Source organism: Schumannella sp. GW821-FHT10F01 (assembly GCF_058809295.1).
Map to the genome: position 1 here is coordinate 439,493 of NZ_JBXASM010000001.1, position 16,522 is coordinate 456,014.

20 protein-coding genes are annotated in these 16,522 nt (G+C 69.9%); 7 read left to right on the forward strand and 13 right to left on the reverse strand.

The window, feature by feature from the left end; genetic code table 11:
• Positions 1-10: 10 nt before the first annotated feature.
• Genes AC1RSJ_RS02205 through AC1RSJ_RS02215 form a run of 3 tightly spaced genes read right to left on the reverse strand, consistent with a single transcriptional unit; the run spans position 11 to position 3,505 of the window.
• The gene (locus tag AC1RSJ_RS02205) at positions 11-1,942 is read right to left on the reverse strand and encodes a DUF3732 domain-containing protein (protein ID WP_493116685.1); all 1,932 of its coding nucleotides are present in this window, start codon (positions 1,940-1,942) and stop codon (positions 11-13) included.
• Between the two features lie 4 nt (positions 1,943-1,946).
• On the reverse strand, positions 1,947-2,438 hold the full coding sequence (locus tag AC1RSJ_RS02210; protein WP_493116686.1) for a three component ABC system middle component: 492 nt from the start codon (positions 2,436-2,438) through the stop codon (positions 1,947-1,949).
• Positions 2,435-3,505: an ABC-three component system protein gene (locus tag AC1RSJ_RS02215; protein WP_493116687.1), complete on the reverse strand. Its 1,071-nt coding sequence runs from the start codon at positions 3,503-3,505 to the stop codon at positions 2,435-2,437. The genes AC1RSJ_RS02210 and AC1RSJ_RS02215 overlap by 4 nt, the downstream gene beginning before the upstream one ends.
• 1,167 nt (positions 3,506-4,672) lie before the next feature.
• Here AC1RSJ_RS02215 and AC1RSJ_RS02220 point away from each other — a divergent pair.
• The gene (locus tag AC1RSJ_RS02220) at positions 4,673-5,299 is read left to right on the forward strand and encodes a hypothetical protein (protein WP_493116688.1); all 627 of its coding nucleotides are present in this window, start codon (positions 4,673-4,675) and stop codon (positions 5,297-5,299) included.
• Here AC1RSJ_RS02220 and AC1RSJ_RS02225 read toward each other — a convergent pair.
• Together AC1RSJ_RS02225 and AC1RSJ_RS02230 are read right to left on the reverse strand one after the other, a co-directional pair.
• Complete coding sequence (locus AC1RSJ_RS02225) at positions 5,296-5,520, reverse strand: hypothetical protein (RefSeq protein WP_493116689.1); 225 nt, start codon at positions 5,518-5,520, stop codon at positions 5,296-5,298. The two genes, AC1RSJ_RS02220 and AC1RSJ_RS02225, sit on opposite strands and share 4 nt — an antisense overlap.
• A gap of 199 nt (positions 5,521-5,719) precedes the next feature.
• Complete coding sequence (locus AC1RSJ_RS02230) at positions 5,720-6,205, reverse strand: pyridoxamine 5'-phosphate oxidase family protein (protein ID WP_493116690.1); 486 nt, start codon at positions 6,203-6,205, stop codon at positions 5,720-5,722.
• Between the two features lie 156 nt (positions 6,206-6,361).
• Here AC1RSJ_RS02230 and AC1RSJ_RS02235 point away from each other — a divergent pair, with 156 nt between their 5' ends.
• Entirely contained in the window at positions 6,362-7,009 is a 648-nt protein-coding gene (locus AC1RSJ_RS02235) for a GNAT family N-acetyltransferase (RefSeq protein ID WP_493116691.1), read from the forward strand.
• Positions 7,010-7,063: 54 nt separating this feature from the next.
• Here AC1RSJ_RS02235 and AC1RSJ_RS02240 read toward each other — a convergent pair whose 3' ends face one another.
• Positions 7,064-8,002 (reverse strand): NADP-dependent oxidoreductase, encoded by a 939-nt coding sequence (locus tag AC1RSJ_RS02240; protein ID WP_493116692.1) that lies wholly within the window; start codon positions 8,000-8,002, stop codon positions 7,064-7,066.
• Between the two features lie 112 nt (positions 8,003-8,114).
• On the opposite strand from AC1RSJ_RS02240, the gene AC1RSJ_RS02245 reads away from it, so the two are divergent.
• Positions 8,115-8,627 (forward strand): MarR family winged helix-turn-helix transcriptional regulator, encoded by a 513-nt coding sequence (locus AC1RSJ_RS02245; protein ID WP_493116693.1) that lies wholly within the window; start codon positions 8,115-8,117, stop codon positions 8,625-8,627.
• A 38-nt stretch (positions 8,628-8,665) separates the two neighbouring features.
• Positions 8,666-9,103, forward strand: coding sequence for a RidA family protein (locus AC1RSJ_RS02250; protein ID WP_493116694.1), 438 nt, complete (start codon positions 8,666-8,668; stop codon positions 9,101-9,103).
• Here AC1RSJ_RS02250 and AC1RSJ_RS02255 read toward each other — a convergent pair.
• The 4 genes from AC1RSJ_RS02255 to AC1RSJ_RS02270 all read right to left on the reverse strand — a co-directional run bounded on the left by AC1RSJ_RS02255 (position 9,085) and on the right by AC1RSJ_RS02270 (position 11,340).
• A complete protein-coding gene (locus AC1RSJ_RS02255) occupies positions 9,085-10,248 on the reverse strand; it encodes a N(5)-(carboxyethyl)ornithine synthase (protein ID WP_493116695.1) in 1,164 nt (387 codons plus the stop codon). The genes AC1RSJ_RS02250 and AC1RSJ_RS02255 overlap by 19 nt on opposite strands.
• Positions 10,245-10,475 carry a hypothetical protein gene (locus AC1RSJ_RS02260; protein ID WP_493116696.1) on the reverse strand — a complete coding sequence of 77 codons (231 nt, stop codon included), beginning with the start codon at positions 10,473-10,475 and terminating at the stop codon, positions 10,245-10,247. The genes AC1RSJ_RS02255 and AC1RSJ_RS02260 overlap by 4 nt, the downstream gene beginning before the upstream one ends.
• Before the next feature lie 77 nt (positions 10,476-10,552).
• Entirely contained in the window at positions 10,553-10,849 is a 297-nt protein-coding gene (locus AC1RSJ_RS02265) for a DUF2277 domain-containing protein (protein ID WP_493116697.1), read from the reverse strand.
• 20 nt (positions 10,850-10,869) lie between these two features.
• Positions 10,870-11,340, reverse strand: a complete 471-nt coding sequence (locus tag AC1RSJ_RS02270) for a MarR family winged helix-turn-helix transcriptional regulator (RefSeq protein ID WP_493116698.1) — start codon at positions 11,338-11,340, stop codon at positions 10,870-10,872.
• 61 nt (positions 11,341-11,401) lie between these two features.
• Between AC1RSJ_RS02270 and AC1RSJ_RS02275 the strand changes: the two genes are divergently transcribed.
• Positions 11,402-11,767 carry a VOC family protein gene (locus tag AC1RSJ_RS02275; protein WP_493116699.1) on the forward strand — a complete coding sequence of 122 codons (366 nt, stop codon included), beginning with the start codon at positions 11,402-11,404 and terminating at the stop codon, positions 11,765-11,767.
• A gap of 5 nt (positions 11,768-11,772) precedes the next feature.
• Here the strand turns inward: AC1RSJ_RS02275 and AC1RSJ_RS02280 are convergent, their stop codons facing one another.
• The 3 genes from AC1RSJ_RS02280 to AC1RSJ_RS02290 form a co-directional block, all read right to left on the reverse strand.
• Positions 11,773-12,144, reverse strand: a complete 372-nt coding sequence (locus tag AC1RSJ_RS02280) for a YdeI/OmpD-associated family protein (protein WP_493116700.1) — start codon at positions 12,142-12,144, stop codon at positions 11,773-11,775.
• A gap of 59 nt (positions 12,145-12,203) precedes the next feature.
• On the reverse strand, positions 12,204-12,623 hold the full coding sequence (locus AC1RSJ_RS02285) for a tautomerase family protein (RefSeq protein ID WP_493116701.1): 420 nt from the start codon (positions 12,621-12,623) through the stop codon (positions 12,204-12,206).
• Between the two features lie 75 nt (positions 12,624-12,698).
• Entirely contained in the window at positions 12,699-13,529 is an 831-nt protein-coding gene (locus AC1RSJ_RS02290) for an alpha/beta fold hydrolase (protein ID WP_493116702.1), read from the reverse strand.
• 126 nt (positions 13,530-13,655) lie between these two features.
• Between AC1RSJ_RS02290 and AC1RSJ_RS02295 the strand changes: the two genes are divergently transcribed.
• Both AC1RSJ_RS02295 and AC1RSJ_RS02300 read left to right on the forward strand, forming a co-directional pair.
• Positions 13,656-14,228, forward strand: coding sequence for a CGNR zinc finger domain-containing protein (locus tag AC1RSJ_RS02295; protein ID WP_493116703.1), 573 nt, complete (start codon positions 13,656-13,658; stop codon positions 14,226-14,228).
• A 150-nt stretch (positions 14,229-14,378) separates the two neighbouring features.
• On the forward strand, positions 14,379-16,511 hold the full coding sequence (locus AC1RSJ_RS02300) for an alpha-galactosidase (protein ID WP_493116704.1): 2,133 nt from the start codon (positions 14,379-14,381) through the stop codon (positions 16,509-16,511).
• Positions 16,512-16,522: the final 11 nt, after the last annotated feature.

Here is a 16,522-nt window from a genome sequence, read left to right on the forward strand (position 1 = left end):
CTTCTGTAGATCATGCGTTGGCCCAGTCTTCGGGCACGAGCTTCTCGCCTCGCCAGTTGTGCACGACGCGATCCTGGAACCACTCATCGTGAAGGTTGGCGTGATCCACGACGATGATCTGAAAATGAGGCGCCATGCGGTTCGCGACCTCCTCGATTAGGCGGAACATGCGGTCCACCGCCTCTCGGTCCGCATCGTTGCGCGGCTCTCCATCGTCCGTGGCTTCCTCTGAGGGGTAGTACGCCTGCGACGGCTGGTCGATCATGAGGAAATGAGGCACCGGGCGGTCGCGCGTGACGAAGAACTCGTGCAGCGCGAGGAACGTTGCGAGATGGTATCCAACGAGGTTCGACGCGCTCCCGACAGCCGACAGCGGCACCGGAGCGTCGAGTGAGTCTGCGTACACGGTCAGGCGCTCTACGTCGAGGCGGACGGAGGTTTCCGAGTGCTCTAGCTGCAGTCTTCGGGCGTGCGCAGTCATGAGTTCACTGATGGCGGCGAGGCGAGAAACGAGGCGAGCCCGAGTCGTCTCGTCGTCGACTTCCCTCTCGAGCGACGAGACCTGGCCCTCCGCAGCGTCGAGTGCGGCACGGAGATCGCGAGATGGGGCGGCCTCGACAGATCCGAACCTCGCCAACGTGGCGTCGATGCGACCGCGAACGAAATCTCGGCTCTCAGCTGCAGACATCGACCCTTGGTCGCCGCGTAACCCATCTGCGCTCCCGTCTAACTGACGGATCTCCCGCCGGGTGCGCACGATGTCTTCGTCGATCGCTTCCAGGGCCCGCCGTCGCGCCGGCAAGCCGGTGGTAAGCCCCTCGAGCTCCGATCGGAGTGCCATCAAGCGTGAGCTGAGGGCCTCGATCGTCGGATCGTGCCGTCCGGTTCTGCAGCCGCACAGCGGACATTCGTCGACGCGGGTGTCGGACGATATGGGCGGCAATAGCTCGAGGCTGGAAAGACGCCCGATCTGCTCGGAGAGCGCACCTGAGTAGTCGCCCTCCTCGTCTCGCTCCTGAGTTAGCAGGTCGCGCTGCGCGACAAGCTCACGGAGGCGCGAACGGGCTTCGCTCGCTGTCCGCTCAAGCTCTCGCTGGCGCTCAAGCGACTGGACATCAGCGGACTCTGTCGCTTCGTCGCCGCCGGACGTCCTAAGGCGGTGAAGGATTAAGAACGCCTCCGGCGGGCTCGCGTTCCGTACACCGGTCATGCCTGCTGCATACGCCTCGCCCAGCAATGACTGAAGGGTGTCCCCCAGGTTCGCCTCGGCATCCTCGGCTTCCGCTAGTTGGCGCCGGAGCCGAGTCGCTACGCGTCTGGCCTCGCGCAGGCGAGCTCGAAGGTCGGCCTCGTCGCCCGCAGTGGCACCGAGAAAGAACGGGAAAGAGTCGCGCAGGTTGCCGGATATTCCGCCCTCGCCTTGTCGGTGGAAGAGGTGTTGGCGGCTTGCTACCTCATCCTGATCCTGGAAACAAAATAGGGCGGCCGTGCCGAGGCCGACCGAAAAAGGTAGTGCAGAAATCGACTCGGGTTGTAGGCGTACGTCACCGAGACCGATGCGAGCCCCCACGAGTTCGCGCATCGCTTTTGAGTTAGTATTCGCTCGCAACGAGTCCAATTCGGGCGCCCCGAAGTCGTCGCTGCCGAACTCGACCATGGCCGTGCTGTTCTCGTCCGCGCCCGGCTTGAACGCAGGCCTCGCCATGAACACGCGCCCGCCGCGAGGCAGGCTCCACAACGTTCCATACCAGGCCACCGAGGAAGAGATGATGCCAGCCGGCACTCGAGCTGAGTCTCGCCCCAAGCAGTAATCAACGATGGTCAGCATTGCCGACTTGCCAGTCTGTGACTCGCCGGAGACAATGTTCAATTGGCCAGGACGGAACTCGACAACTCGCGTTCGCCCATCAGGGTGATAGAGCGTGATGCTGAGGAGTTGCACGGGCCTATGGTGCCACGCCGAGAAGCGCATAGATGAGAGCGGCTCGCTCCGTTTTCGCGAACCATCGCCCGAGGAGACTCGACCGGGACACGATGGGTTCCAACTGCTGGAAGTCGCGGATGTTGGCCTGACCAGCAACCCGACCTGCTATCCCACCCTCCGAGACCTTGAGAACGCCGCTTCGGAGGCCATAGCGCAGCCCCGCCTGCACGAAGGGCTTGAGCTCTAGTGCGCGGCGGGGGAATGCCGCGTGCAAAACCGGCTGCTCTGCAATCCATTTCGTAAGGAGTGCATTCGTATTCCTTGGCAACGCATCGCGCGTCGGCCGGTGTAAAACGAGCGGGACAACGATGAACGCTAATTCAAACGGCAGGTCTTTGCCTCTCGCCGCTCGATAGGCGTGGGCGCAATCGGCGATGATTAGCGATACCAGCGGAGGGTTGAGCATCGCGGATACGACTGGCGACTCACCCGCCGCTCTTGCGGAGTCGGTCACGAGTCGACCCGCTCGATTGTTAGGCGGGCAAGCATGGCCTCGAAGTCAGGGTGCCACCCGTGCCGGCCTCGGTTCGCAAGTTCGTGCCGCTTCCCGCGAGCGAAGAACGGTTCGTTGTACAGGGCCCGAATCGTCACTGTCGTCGAATCGTTCAAGGCGCGGAAAAGGGTCCGGCCGGCCCTTGTGCGTTCCTCCTCGGATGACCCTTCGCCCAGGTCTTCGACCATGTCCGCGAACGCGCGCTCCCACTCGTCGGTGAGCTTCGTCTCGAAACGGCGAATCTCGTCGATCCCGATCAGAGACTCGTCCAGCCAGCGAACCGACTGCGTGACCGCTCGGTAGTAGTCGATCACGGCCTTTCCGAGGTTGGTTTCGTTTACGTTGACCCATCGCAATTGGTGCGCGAAGACGTGGCCCGCGTAGTCCGCACGCAGCTGCTCTTCGTCTAGGTCGTCTATCGCGATGGTGGTTGGGAGGTTATCGGGACTGAACCAGTCGCGTATCTCACTAAGTTTCGAATGGAGTTCCAGCGCGGTGATTCCGTCGCGTTGAGTTGTAAGCATCTCGATCGCGACCGCGTACCACCAGCCCGTGACTAAATCGGTGTACTGATTTCCGTGCCGCCAAGGCGCGCCAGACGCAAGCTCCCGGGTCAGGATTGCGCGTACCCCCGAGATCTCCGGCGCTCCGTCTAGCACCCAAATCCGGTTAGCCAACTCAAGACGCTCGGGGTCAGTCATCCTCAGCCAACGGCGTCGTGCCGACTCCGTTTTCGCGTTGTTCGACGCAAGGGCTGCCTCATTCAAGAGATTTGTCGCGCCCTGAGGGTCTCGAGCGAACGGACGTAGTAGAGAAGCTGCTGAAGACTCCGGCGCCGCCGACGTAGTGATCAAGGTGAGGGCGGCACCCACGATCGCGGCCTCACCATCCATCCAGACGGCGAGGGTCCTCCATACGTCGACACTCGCGTCCGTTAGAGAGCCAGAGCCCTCTCCGTGGTGCTTCAGTTGGAGTAGCTCTGTCGGTGATCCTGTGGAGTCGAAAGCAAGATCGTCGATGGATTCCATCGTCATCCTCTGGTCGGGCCGCTCTCGAAGCGCGCGAAGGAGTAGCACGAGCGCCCACTCCACCTGATACAGATAGCCCACCGCGCTGGCCGAAGCATCGTGGAGATTACTCAACGTGGTCCTTCCTCGCTTCCGATCAAAGTAGAGCTAGCCACTGAGATTCGATACGCAGGACTCGCTGTCATAACCGATAGATCGGAGAGTTCGGGCGCGGTGGGTTTGCCTGCTCCAGCTCGATTTGGCGCATCGACGGGATGTACTACTTGCGCGGAGATGCGTGTCGCCCACGGTCGGCCCAACGCTGTCCCCAGTTCTGGTCCGAGCGGGTTGATCCATCGGCACCTAGCTTGGATCGCGGAGGTGAGCATGCTTCGAACTGATCCCGACCAAGCGGTTGACGAGTTTCGCGCGTTCGGTCTTGAGCCCTCTCGACCGTTTCCGGGCACGAACAAGCCGTGGCCAGCTGTCCACCTCGCTTGCGGCCGCTCGGTCTCGCCGAGTCTTGCAAACGTCCGGAAGCGCGGCGGAGGCGGCTGCCGACCCTGCGCAACTATCGCGCGCGGCGCAGCCCGTCGGGCCGGCATCGCGGATAGAGCTGCAGCTGACCTGCGCTTGAAAGGGTGGGAACCGGAGGGACCATACCCGGGTAGCGACAAGCCATGGTTGGCCGTCCACACCCCGTGTGGGACCAAGCGTGAAGTCACGCTCAATCAGGTCCGCGGGAAGAGCACCTGCCGCACTTGCTTCCGGGCGGCGCGAGGCCACCACACCTGGACAGCGGAGACGGCAGAGGCGCACTTCCGATCGGTCGGCTTGGAGCCGTTGGCTGCGTGGCCAGGATCATCGACGAAACCGTGGCGTGCACGTCACGCGTGCGGAGCGGTCGTCGCTCCGCGGCTCGGGAACATCGCCGCAGGGCAGGGCCCCTGCCAGAAGTGCGGTCTCGAAGCTGGGAAACAGAAGCTGATGCTTGATCCCGTCGAGGCTCGGCAGGTCCTCGAGTCAGCCGACCTCGAAGCGATCGCGGCGTATCCCGGAGTCGACCGCCCCTGGCGGAGTCGTCACCGACGCTGTGGCCGCGAGACGGCGCCCACGATCACTAACCTGAGGCGCGGCCAGGGTGGCTGCGGGCCATGTGCAGACGAGGCCGCTTCGATCCGACTCCGGATGCCCGAGGACCAGGCCCGAGCGATCATGATCTCGAAGGGTCTCGATCCCCTTGACTCCTACCCTGGCAGTGCAACGCCGTGGCGCAGCCGGCACGAATGCGGACACATCGTCGCCCCCACGCTCTCCAACGTCACCGTCGGGCGCGGCATCTGCCGGTACTGCAACTCAGCGTTTCCGTTCGACGGCCCGGCCGACGTGTACCTCGTTGCCGACCGCAACGCGATGAAGATCGGTGTCGCGGCTTGCGGGAGCGATCGGGTACCAACACACACCCGACGAAGGTGGGTCGAGTGCTGGCGGATCCGCGTGAAAACGGGCGACGCTGCATACGCCATCGAGCAGGAAGTACTTCGATGGTGGAGAGACGTCCTCACCGCATCGCCGTACTACTCACACGAGCACATGCCCCAATGGGGGTTCAGCGAGACAGTGGCGTGGGACACCGAAAGTCCGACCGCGGTCGCGACCCGAGCGGTGAAGTTCGCATTATCGAGCGGTTTCGAGAACGAGCTCACGCTTCAGAAGGACTGTGACAACCGGCCCCAGCTCGCGTCGAGCCCGGATGGCCCTCGTCGGCGTCGCAGGGCCCGCCCGGCTCATCCGACGCTATTCGACCTCAACTAGTCCTTGACGCGGATCTCGAGCGTTCGCTCGAAGAATCCGTTGCGGATCCGGGTGCGGATGACTTCCCGCGCGTAGTCATCCGGTTCGACGCGGGAATCGCGTGCCGCGACCAGGTGAGCTCGGTTGGTGGCGATGGGCTCTAGCGGGCTTTCGATTGAGACGCCGGTGCTCGCGATGTAGAAGACGACGAGCGCCGAGTACTCGACGTCGAGGAGTCGCATGCCGCATTCGACCTGTCCCGGCAATTCCTGACGGTTTCTCTTGGTTGATCATGCCGCGGAGGCGGCGGGGGTGTGAAGGCATCGGTGCGGTCACGAATGCCCCGCCCGAGGAACCCGGCGGCTTCACCGCTTCCGACGCCCCGTCACCGTCCGGCCCATCGCCGCCCCGACGTCGCCGGGCAGCGCGTGGAGCCCAGCGTCAGAGATCCACCTTGCCGGTGTCGATCTCCATCGGCTCGCCCGTGACCTTTGACTTCACGAAACTGATCACCGAGGCGACGGCCGCGCCGGGCGTGTCCCAGTACTCGGCGCTGTCGGCGTGGACGATGAGGGCACGGAGCCGCGGGTCGTCGCGGCCGTCGGGGAACCAGGCCTCGACGCTCGGATCCCACATCGCGTCGACGTAGTGCCGCTCGGCGGCGAGCTCGGCATGGCCGGTGATCGACGCCCAGGAGTCACGCGAGCTGAGCGCCAGATTCACCAGCGGCTGCTCAGCGATGCGCCGCGCTGTCGAGGAGTCGACGGTGGTGAGGAACCAGAGGTCGCCGTCGAACGCGTGGTGCTGCTGCTGCATCGCCAGGGGCTGGGCGAGCGGCCGGCCGTCGGCATCGATGGTCACCACCATGGCGATCGGGAATCCCTCGAGCACCTGGGCGAGCTTGTCGTGGTCACGTGCATCCGTCATCGGACTCTCCTGTCGTCGGCCTCCGGCGACAGTACGTCGGCAGGCGGAGGAGAGCCTCCGTTCCGAAGGGCTCCCAGCCGACGCCGGGTTCGGCGCCCGAGCTGCCCCTGACGGCGCGTCGCTCGTGCTGACGGACTCCGGCCTCAGACTGGTCGCATGGTGGCGACGGTCCGGGACTGCGAGCGGACGCAGACGGCATGGTTCCGCTTCCGCGCCGATGCCGCCGGCGCCGCGGTGCTGCACGACGGCCCGCTGATCTGGGTGCCGCAGCCCGACGCGCTGCACCTCATGTTCCCCGACCGGCTCACCGCCGCCGAGGCGGCGCGCGGCCCGACGATGGCGCGTGAGCTCGGGCTGCCGCTGGTCGGAGCCTGGCTGGGGCTCGAGACGGATGCCGCACCGCTCGCGGCGGCGGGATTCGAGCCGGGATGGTCGCCGACATGGATGGCGCGCGACCTGTGCCCGCGGGATGCGGCGGTACGGGCGGACCGCGGTGTCGTCGTCGTCGACCACGGCGCGGCGTGGCACGCGGTGGCCCACGATGACGACGGCGACCCGATCGGGGGTGCGTGGTCGTTCCGCGAGGGGGAGACCGCCGGCGTCTTCGACATGGGCGTCGAGCCCGCGCACCGCCGGCGGGGCATCGGCACGGCGCTGCTCGCAGCAGTCTGCGCCGCAGCGGCTCGCGCCGGAGCCGAGCGGGTGGTGCTCAATGCCACGCCCGATGGCGAGCGCCTGTACGCCGCCAGAGGCTTCGACCACGTGGGCGAGGGCATCACCTGGTGGTGCCGTCTCCGTCCGTGACGGCGAGGCTGCGGCGGGCGCCCGGCCCGCCGCAGCCTCGCGGCGCGGACGCGCTCACTCCGCCGACGGCACGACGACGACCTTGCCGTGCACCTCGCCGGCGTCGGCACGACGGTGCAGGTCCGGCAGCTCGCTCAGCGGCACGCGGTCCGCGATCTCGACGCGCAGCGCTCCGGCGTCCACCCGGCGCACCAGCTCGGCGAGCACCTCGCGCGAGGGCTCCACATAGATCGTGATCGCCCGCACCCCGCGTGACTCGTCGCCCGGGGTCGGCACCATCGGCGTCGTCGAGACCACCACGCCGCCGTCGCGCACGAGCGGCACGAGCGCCGCGAAGCCCTCCGGGCTGATCGGCGCGAGGTTGAGCAGCACGTCGACCGGCTCGGTCACCGCGTCGAGCAGCGGGACGGCGGTGTGGTCGACGACCTCGTCTGCACCGGCTGCGGCTACCGAGGCCGCACTGCGCGGGCTCGCCGTGGCGATGACGTACGCGCCCACCTGCTTCGCGAGCTGCACGGCGTAGCCGCCGACCGGGCCGCCGGCGCCGTTGATCACGATCCGCTGACCGGACCGGAGGTCGCCCGCGTCGAACAGCGCCTGCCAGGCGGTGAGTCCGACCGAGGGGAGGCCGGCGGCATCCGCCAGCGGGATGCTCGTCGGCGCGGTCACGAGCGCGTCGGCCGGGGCGACCACGAACTCGGCCGCGGCGCCGTCGGCGGCCATGGGGAGGAAGCCGATCACGCGGTCGCCCGCTGCCAGCCCGGTCACACCGCCGCCGACGGCGTCCACGGTGCCGGACGCGTCGTAGCCGGGCGTGTGGGGCAGCGTGATCGGGATCGGCAGGAAGCCGCCGCGGATGCCGCCGTCGGCGGGGTTGAACGCCGAGCCGGCGACCCGCACCCGCACCTCGCCGGCGCCGGGCGCGGGCACCTCGGCGTCCTCGTACCGCAGGACGCCCGCGTCGCCCGTCTCGTGGAATCGCACTGCCTTCATGGTGATCTCCTTCGTCAATGTGCTTCGAATGCGAAGCAATTGCGACGACGCTAACACTGCTGCGAACTCGAAGCAAGTGCTTCGAGTTCGAAGTGCCCGCTAGAGTGAGCGGATGAACGCCACGCCCCCGGATCCGGTCGAGCTCGGCGCCTACTTCGCGCTCATCGAGGCGAGCAGCCTGCTCCGCCACGCGATCGAGCAGCAGCTCCGGGAGGCGGGCGACCTCAGCTACGTGCAGTTCCAGCTGCTCGCGACGCTCGGCGATTCGCCGACGGGCAGCCGGCGGATGACCGACCTGGCCGACGGCGTCGTCTACAGCCGGAGCGGCCTCACCTACCAGGCGCAGGTGCTCGAGACCCGGGGGCTGGTCGAGCGCGGTCCCTCGGTCGACGACGAGCGCGGCATCACCGTCACGATCACGGACGAGGGCCGCGCGGTGCTGGCGCGGGTCTTCCCCGGGCACCTCGAGCTGCTCCGCGGCATGCTGTTGAGCCCGCTGAGCCGCGCCGACATCGAGTCGCTCGCCGACGTGCTGGGCCGGGCGCGGGACCACATGCGGCAGTCGCCGCCGCGGTCGGCCGCCCCGCGGACGCGTCGGACGGGCGCGGTGCCCGGTCGCTCCTGATCTCTCTCCGCGCTCCGGCCCGGTCCTAGGGTGTGCGCATGAAGCAGATCGTCTCGACCGCGGGAGCGCCCGCATCGCCGCTGTTCAGCCAGGGCGTCGCGGCGGGCCCGTTCGTCTTCGTCTCGGGGATGACGGGCCTGGACCCGGCACGCGGGCGGCAGGCGGGCGACACGATCCAGGAGCAGACGCGCCAGGCGATCCGCAACGGGATCGCGGTCGTGGAGGCGGCCGGCGGGTCGGCGGCCGACATCGTGCAGGTGACGGTGCTGCTTGCCCGACCCGAGGACTTCGGGGGCATGAACGAGGCGTATGCGGAGCTGTTCGCCGTCGAGCCGCCGACCCGCGCGGTCACGCGGCTCGGCCCCGACCTGCCCGGCGTGCTCGTCTCGATCTCGATGATCGCCGTCGTCGCCCGACGCCCGCCCCGTCGGACCGTCGATCCGTCGGACGCGCGGACTCAGCCAGAGACCGGGTAGGGGTACTCGGCCGTCCGCCCTTGGAACTCGAGGATCGCCTCGTTGCGGATCTCGCCGTCCGCGATCTCGATCGCGCGGCGGATCGTCTCCGAGGTCTGCCAGGAGTCCGGTCCCTCCATCACGGTCCGGAGGAATGGCATGAGCGCCTCGCTGATCTCCCAGGTGGTCGAGTTCCAGAGCAGCGACGGGCTGTGGTCGACCGCGTAGTAGTTGGTCGAGGCGCCGACGGTGATCATCGGCTCCGCGAATGTCGTCGCGCGCGCCCACTCGAACCCCATCCCATCGTCGACGGAGACGTCGACGATGAGGCTGCCCGGGCGGAACGCGTCGAGATCCGAGGTGCGCAGGTAGGTGAGCGGTGAGTTCGGATCCTGCAGGGTGCAGTTCACGACGATGTCGTTCGCCGCCAGGTACGGCGCGAGCGCGACCGGCCCATCCGGGGTGTCCACCGTGCTCTCGGACGGGTCCCCGTTGTGCTGGAAGTGGTGGATGTCGACGGAGGGGATGGGCGAGCCCACCGCCGCGGTGCCGCGATTCGTCAGCACCCGCACGTCGTGGATGCCGTGGGCGTTGAGCGCCGTGACCGCTCCGCGCGCCGTGGCGCCGAATCCGATCACGGCGGCGGTGAGCCGGCGACCGTAGTCGCCCGTCGACCCGCAGAGCTGCAGCGCGTGGAGCACCGAGCAGTAGCCCGCCAGCTCGTTGTTCTTGTGGAACACGTGCAGGCCGAAGCCGCCGTCCGACTGCCAGTGGTTCATGGCCTCCCAGGCGATCAGCGTCAGCCGCTTGTCGATCGCGAGCTGGGTGATCTCGCGATCCTGAACGCAGTGCGGCCAGCCCCACAGCACCTGCCCGTCGCGCAGGTCCGCGAGGTCGGACGGCTGGGGCTTGGGCAGCACCACGACATCGGCGCGCTCGAGGATCTCCGCTCGGTGCGCCATCTTGACGATCGGCTCGAGCTCCGAGTCGCCGACGCCGAAACGCGCCCCGTAGCCGTGCTCGAGCAGCATCGCGGCACGCAGGTCGGGGTCGATGCGCTCGAGGTGCGCCGGATGGATCGGCAGCCGCCGCTCGTCCGGCTTGCGTGAGGCCGCGAGCACGCCGAGCCGCAGCAGCGGCGGCGTCGACCGCGGTGCAGCGGTCACTCCCGGAACGCGGTCACCCCGTCCGTGAGCGGATCGTCGTCGACGCGGTTCGGGCCGGGCGCCGATTCGTGCTGCTCCACGTGCTCGTCGTGCTGCTCCACGTGCTCGTCGTGGTGCTCGACGTGCTCGTCGTGCTCGTCGTGCTCGTGGACCGTCGGCGATGCCGGGTCCTGATGCTCCGGGTGCTTGGCGAGATGATCGGTGATGTTCTGCTCTGCGTCGCTCATGATGAGCCTCGTCCCTGTAGGCGTCCGACCGTATGCCGCGAACATGTTCCCGTTCACAGGCGGCCGGGCTCCATGAGTCAGATCGCGGCCGTCCGGATCCGGACCTCGCGCTCCATCCGCTTCTCGTGACGCGCCCGGCCCTTGATCGCCTCCGCCTCACGGGTCTTCGGCGGCGCCGCGGTGACCAGCTGATCGAGCATCCGCCGGGTCGCCTCGGCGATCTCGTCGATCGCCTGCTCGAACGCGGGCGTGTTCGCGCGCGACGGGTGCGTCGAGCCACTGACCTTGCGCACGAACTGCAGCGCGGCCTCGCGCACCTCGTCGTCGGTGGTGGCGGGCTCGAAGTTGTGGAGGCAGCGGATGTTGCGGCACATGCCGCGACGATAACCCCGGGTCAGCCGGCTGCGGGAGCCCCTTCGGGCGCGGGCTCTGCGCCGGGGGCCGGTCCGCCGAGCGCCGTCGCGCAGGCCGCGAGCCCTGACGACAGCGCCAGCCGCTCGTCGGCGCCGAGCCCCGCGAGCATCCGCTGCTCCACCGCGTCGATGGCGACCTGCGCGCGCACGAGCTCGGCGACGCCGGCGGCGGTGAGGGATACCGGGAGGGCGCGGCCGCTCGGGGCGGCCTCGGCGCGCTCCACGAGCCCTCGGTCGCGGAGGGTCTGCAGCAGCTCGTTCATCGACTGGCGCGTCATGAACGTCGCGCGCGCCAGCTCGGAGGCGGAGATGCCCGGCTCCTGCCGCAGGCGGAACAGGCACGAGTAGTGCGACACGGTGAGCGCCTGCGGCCTCAGCGCCTCCTCCATCCGCAGGCGCAGCAGCGACTGCACGGTCTTCACGAGGTAGCCGACGGCGGGAGTGTCTGCCATGTCAGAAGCCTGACATAGTGTGTGCATGTCAGAAACCTGACATGCCACGAAGGAGCAGATCATGACCGTCACCGGACCCGACTTCATCGCCCTGCAGGTGCGCGACCTCGAGGCCGCCGCCGCGTTCTACGAGGGCGTCGTCGGCCTGACCCGCGCCGCCGTCGCGCCGCCGCACGCCGTCGTCTTCGACACCACGCCGACGTTCGCGCTGCGCGACCCGCTGCCGGGTGTGGACCTCGACTCGATCGCCCAGCCCGGGCTCGGCGTCGTCGTCTGGCTGCACGACCCGGACGCCGTCGCGCTGCACGCGGCGATCGTCGCGGCCGGCGGCACGATCCTGCAGGAGCCGTTCGACGGGCCGTTCGGCACGACGTTCGTCTTCCGCGACCTCGATGGCTACGCCCTCACGGTGCACGACCGGCAGTAGGCCGCTCAGCCTCCGAGCGCGCGGCGCCCCGCGTCCGTCATCCGCCCCTCGGCCTCGAGACGGGCCGCGATGGCGCGGTTGCGCTCGGAGACGGTGCCGGGCCTCCGGCGCGGCGAGAAGCGCTGCAGGTACGACTCGGCATCGAACCCGCGGCGCGAGCTCTCGCTCCAGCCGTAGGCGAGGCCGGCCTCGAGGAGGTCCTCGAAGCGGATCGACTGCCGAGCGGCGCCGGCGCGGAACACGCGGACCCAGACGCCCGGATCGCCGGAAGCCGATGCGTGGTCGACCGGCCGCGCGTCGGTCCTGGCGGCGAGCCACGCCCACAGCTCGTCTGCCGTCGCGAACTCCACGATCGGGGGCTCGACGAGCTCGCTCATGGCGACACGGTAGCCGGACGCTGCCGATTCGGCTCCGACTCGGCCGGTCACGTGGGGTGTCACGACAGCTCGGCGATCTCCCTCCTCGCGGCCGCCACCAGCTCCTCGTTCGTGTGCGCGTGACCCCAGAGCCCCCAGCCGCCGGCGGGCGCCTCCGTCAGGAGCACCCAGGTTCGGTCGGCCAGGTCGGGGTCGCCGGCCGCGTCGGCGATCAGCGCAGTGAGCTGCTCGACGACGGCGAGCTGCTTGTCGCGGTCCAGCGCGCCGGCGTTCGTGAGCACCTGCACCCGCACGTGGCGGCCGTCGCCGTCGACGTCCGAGATGGCGGCCGCGGGCAGCTCGTGCACGAACGCCGCGGTGTTCCGGCGGAACATCGGGATGTCGGGCACCTGCTCGACGCGCATCACCGTGGCGGCGGCGCGGGTGGCGAGGTCGTGGGGGTCGGCGAAGGTGCCGGCCGGGGCGTAGACATCGATCATGGGCATGGATCCTCCTCGGTGGTCCTGTCCTGTCCGGTCCGGTCCGGACTGGTCAGGTCGTGTCGGTCTCGGGATTCAGCGCCCGAGGAACTCGAGCAGGGCGGGGTTCACGACCTCGGGGTGGGTGACCCCGATGCCGTGCGGGCCTCCCTCGACCTCGAGGATGGTGGCGCCGGGCACATGCTCGGCGACGCGGCGGGCGCCGACGTCGATCGGGATGTTGCTGTCCTCGGTGCCGTGCAGCACCAGCAGCGGCACGTCGATCTTCGCCAGGTCCGCCCGGAAGTCCTCCTTCCAGGCGGCGACGCAGGACAGCATCGCGAGGGCGCCTGCGGCCGCGCCGGTGGCCGTGTTCGCGCGCAGCGTCGCGGCGCTGACCCGCGTGCCGAGGTTCTGCTCCGCCCGGTAGTGCTGCAGGAAGTAGTTCTCGACGTACCGGTGCCGGTCGGCGCGGATGGCGTCCTGGATGCCGCTGAACACCGCCTCCGGGAAGCCGACGCCGTCGTCGCCGGCGAGCAGGCCCGGGCCGAAGGTCGCGATGGTCACGGCCGAGCGGAGGCGGCCGGTGCCGTGGCGCCCGATGTACCGGGCCACCTCGGCCGTCCCCATCGAGAAGCCGACGATCGTGACGTCGCGCAGGTCGAGGTGGTCGAGCAGTGCCGCGACGTCGTCGGCGAGCTCGTCGTAGCCGAACGGCGCGCCGACGCGGCTGGAGCCGCCGAAGCCGCGCCGGTCGAGGGCGACGACACGGTAGCCCGCATCGAGCAGCGCGAGCGTCTGCGGCTCCCAGGCGGCGCCGTCGAGCGGGTAGCCCTGCAGCAGCACGACCGGACGTCCGGACCCGTGGTCCTCGTAGTACAGCTCGATCGGGCTCTCGTTCTCGGATCCGGTCGTGACGAACGGCATCGCGTCCTCCAGGTTCAACGGTCAGGCAGGTTCGACTGTCAGGGGTGAAAGTTGTTAGAGCCTGTCTAGTGCGAACGCAGCCGCCGGGTCAAGATCCGGCCGCCCGATCGGCCGTACCCTGAGCGGATGCCGACCAGCGCGAACGAGCGATCGCTGGCGCTGCCCGCGCCCGACGGCCTCGAGCTCGTGCAGGAGCTGCTCAACACGGCGCCGTCCGGAGCGTCCGCGCCGACGCCCGACCTGCTCGCCGACGCGGTGTCCGGTGCCGACTGGATGGCGGGGCGCGCCGAGCTCCGCGCCGTGCCCCGGCTCCGCCTCGACGAGGCGGGTGCGGGGCGGCTGCGCGACCTCCGCGACAGCCTCCGCGCCGCGATCCGACTCCGCGACGGCCGGCCCGAGGGTGCCACCGACGTGGCCGGGGTGGCCGGCACCGTCACCATCGCCCTCGACGCATCGGGCTCGGTGCGGGTCGCGCCGGGTGGCGACGGGGATCCGCTCGTCGGCCTGATCCTCGGCGAGGTGCTGCTCGCCGAGGAGCGCGGCGACTGGTCGCGGCTCAAGCTCTGCGCACTGGCTCCCTGCAGCGTCGCGTTCTACGACCGCACGAAGAACGGCGCCGGGCGCTTCCACACCGAGCGCTGCGCGAACTACGTGCACGTGCGCGCGTCGCGAGCGCGGCATCGCCCGGACTCCGAGTGACCGTCCCCGCCCGCCCGGTCGGCAGATCCTCCAGGCACTCCCCACGATCCGCCATGTCGGCGGTCTGACCCGTTCGCTAGCGTCGAGCACGGCGGCCCGGAGCACCGGCGGCCGCCGCGACCTCCGCCGACGACGCCGACAGGACCCGGAATGACCGCACCCGATCTCGTCCACCTCCGGCGCGGCGGCACGAGCGCCGTGCTCGACCTGTCCGACGCCCGGCTGCCGCGCATCCTGCACTGGGGCGCCGACCTCGGCGACCTGACGGCCGACGAGCTCGCCGCGCTGCGGGCCGCGTCGAAGCCGCTCGTCGGCGACAGCGCCGTGACGTATCCGCAGCCGGTGCCGATCCTGCCGCAGCTGGCGGAGGGGTGGCTCGGGCGTCCGGGCCTCGTCGGCAGCCGCGCGGGTCGGGCCTTCGCGCCGCTGTTCCTCGTCGACGCGGGCGACGTGGAGGACCGGGCGGACCGCGCGGTGCTGCGGGTCGAGGCCGTCGACGACGCCTCCGCGCTGGGGCTGGTGCTGACCGTCGAGCTCTCGGATGCCGGCCTGCTGCGGGTGGCCGCGACGCTGACGAACGCCGGGTCCGAGCCGTATCGCGTCGACTCGCTCGAGCTGACACTGCCCGTTCCCGACACCGCGGGCGAGCTGCTCGACCTCACCGGGCGCTGGTCGCTCGAGCGGGTGCCGCAGCGGCATCCCTTCCCCGTCGGCGCGTGGGTGCGCGAGAGCCGTGGCGGCAAGCCGGGACTCGACGCGCCGACCGTGCTCGTGGCAGGCGAGCCGGGGTTCGGCTTCCGGCACGGCCGGGTGTGGGGCGTGCACCTCGGCTGGAGCGGCAGCCAGTCGGTCGCGGCGGAGCGGACGCCGGCCGGCACCCGGCTGCTGCGCGGCGGGGAGCTGCTGCTCTCCGGCGAGCTGGAGCTCGCCCCGGGCGACGCGGTGACGACGCCGTGGCTGCACGGATCGTGGGGCGACGGGCTCGACGCGCTGGCCGGCCGGTTCCACGACGAGCTGCGTGCCCGGCCGGGGCATCCGCGCCGTGCGCGTCCGGTGCTCGTGAACACCTGGGAGGCCGTCTACTTCGACCTCGACCCCGCGCGGCTGCTGCAGCTGGCCGAGGAGAGCGCGGCCGTCGGCGCCGAGCGCTTCGTCGTCGACGACGGCTGGTTCCTCGGCCGCCGGGACGACCGCACCTCGCTCGGCGACTGGATCGTCGATCCGGCCGTGCTGCCGGACGGACTCGGCCCGCTCGCCCGGCTGGTGCACGAACTCGGGATGGAGTTCGGGCTCTGGTTCGAGCCCGAGATGGTGAACCTCGACTCCGAGCTCGCTCGCGAGCATCCGGACTGGGTCTTCGACGGCGGACACGGCCCTGGCCTCCCGTCGCGCTATCAGCACGTGCTCGACCTCGGTCACGACGCCGCATACGACCTCGTGCTCGCGCGCATCGACGGCCTCGTGACCGAGCTCGGCATCGACTACATCAAGTGGGACCACAACCGCTTCCTCACGGATGCCGGCCACACCCCGGACGGCACGCCGGGGGTGCGGCGCCAGACCCTGCGGGCCTACGCGCTGATGGATGAGCTGCGCGCTCGGCACCCGCGCCTGGAGATCGAGTCGTGCGCGTCGGGCGGCGGCCGCATCGACCTCGGCGTGCTCGAGCGCACCGACCGGGTGTGGCCCTCGGACTGCAACGACCCGGAGGACCGGATCGACGTGCAGCGCTGGACCGGCCTGCTGCTGCCGCCGGAGCTGCAGGGCACGCACATCGGCGCGGAGCGATCGCACACCACCGGACGCGTCGCCTCCCTCGACTTCCGCGCCGCCGTCGCGATCTGGGGCAGCCTCGGCATCGAGACCGACCTGACGCGCGCCGACGACGGTCTCAAGGCCGAGCTGGCGCGCTGGGTCGCGCTGCACAAGGAGCTGCGCCCGCTGCTGCACACCGGGCGGCTCGTGCACGGCGACCTCGACGACGAGCTCCGGCTCGACGGGGTGGTCGCGCAGGACGGCTCCCGCGCCCTGTTCCACTTCGCGGTGCTCGGGCGGCCCGCGGTGTGGCCGCCGCAGCGCCTCCGGCTGCCCGGACTGGCCGCGGAGCGCCGCTACCGGGTGGGGCTGCTCGAGGGCGCCGGGCACCCCGATGCCGGGCAGCTGCCGCCGTGGCTCCGAGACGGCGGTGCCACCCTGTCAGGCCGCGTGCTCGACGAGGTGGGGCTGGAGGCGCCGTCGCTGCGGCCGTCGACGTCCGTCATCCTCGACGTGCTGGCGGTGTGAGGGCGCGTCTC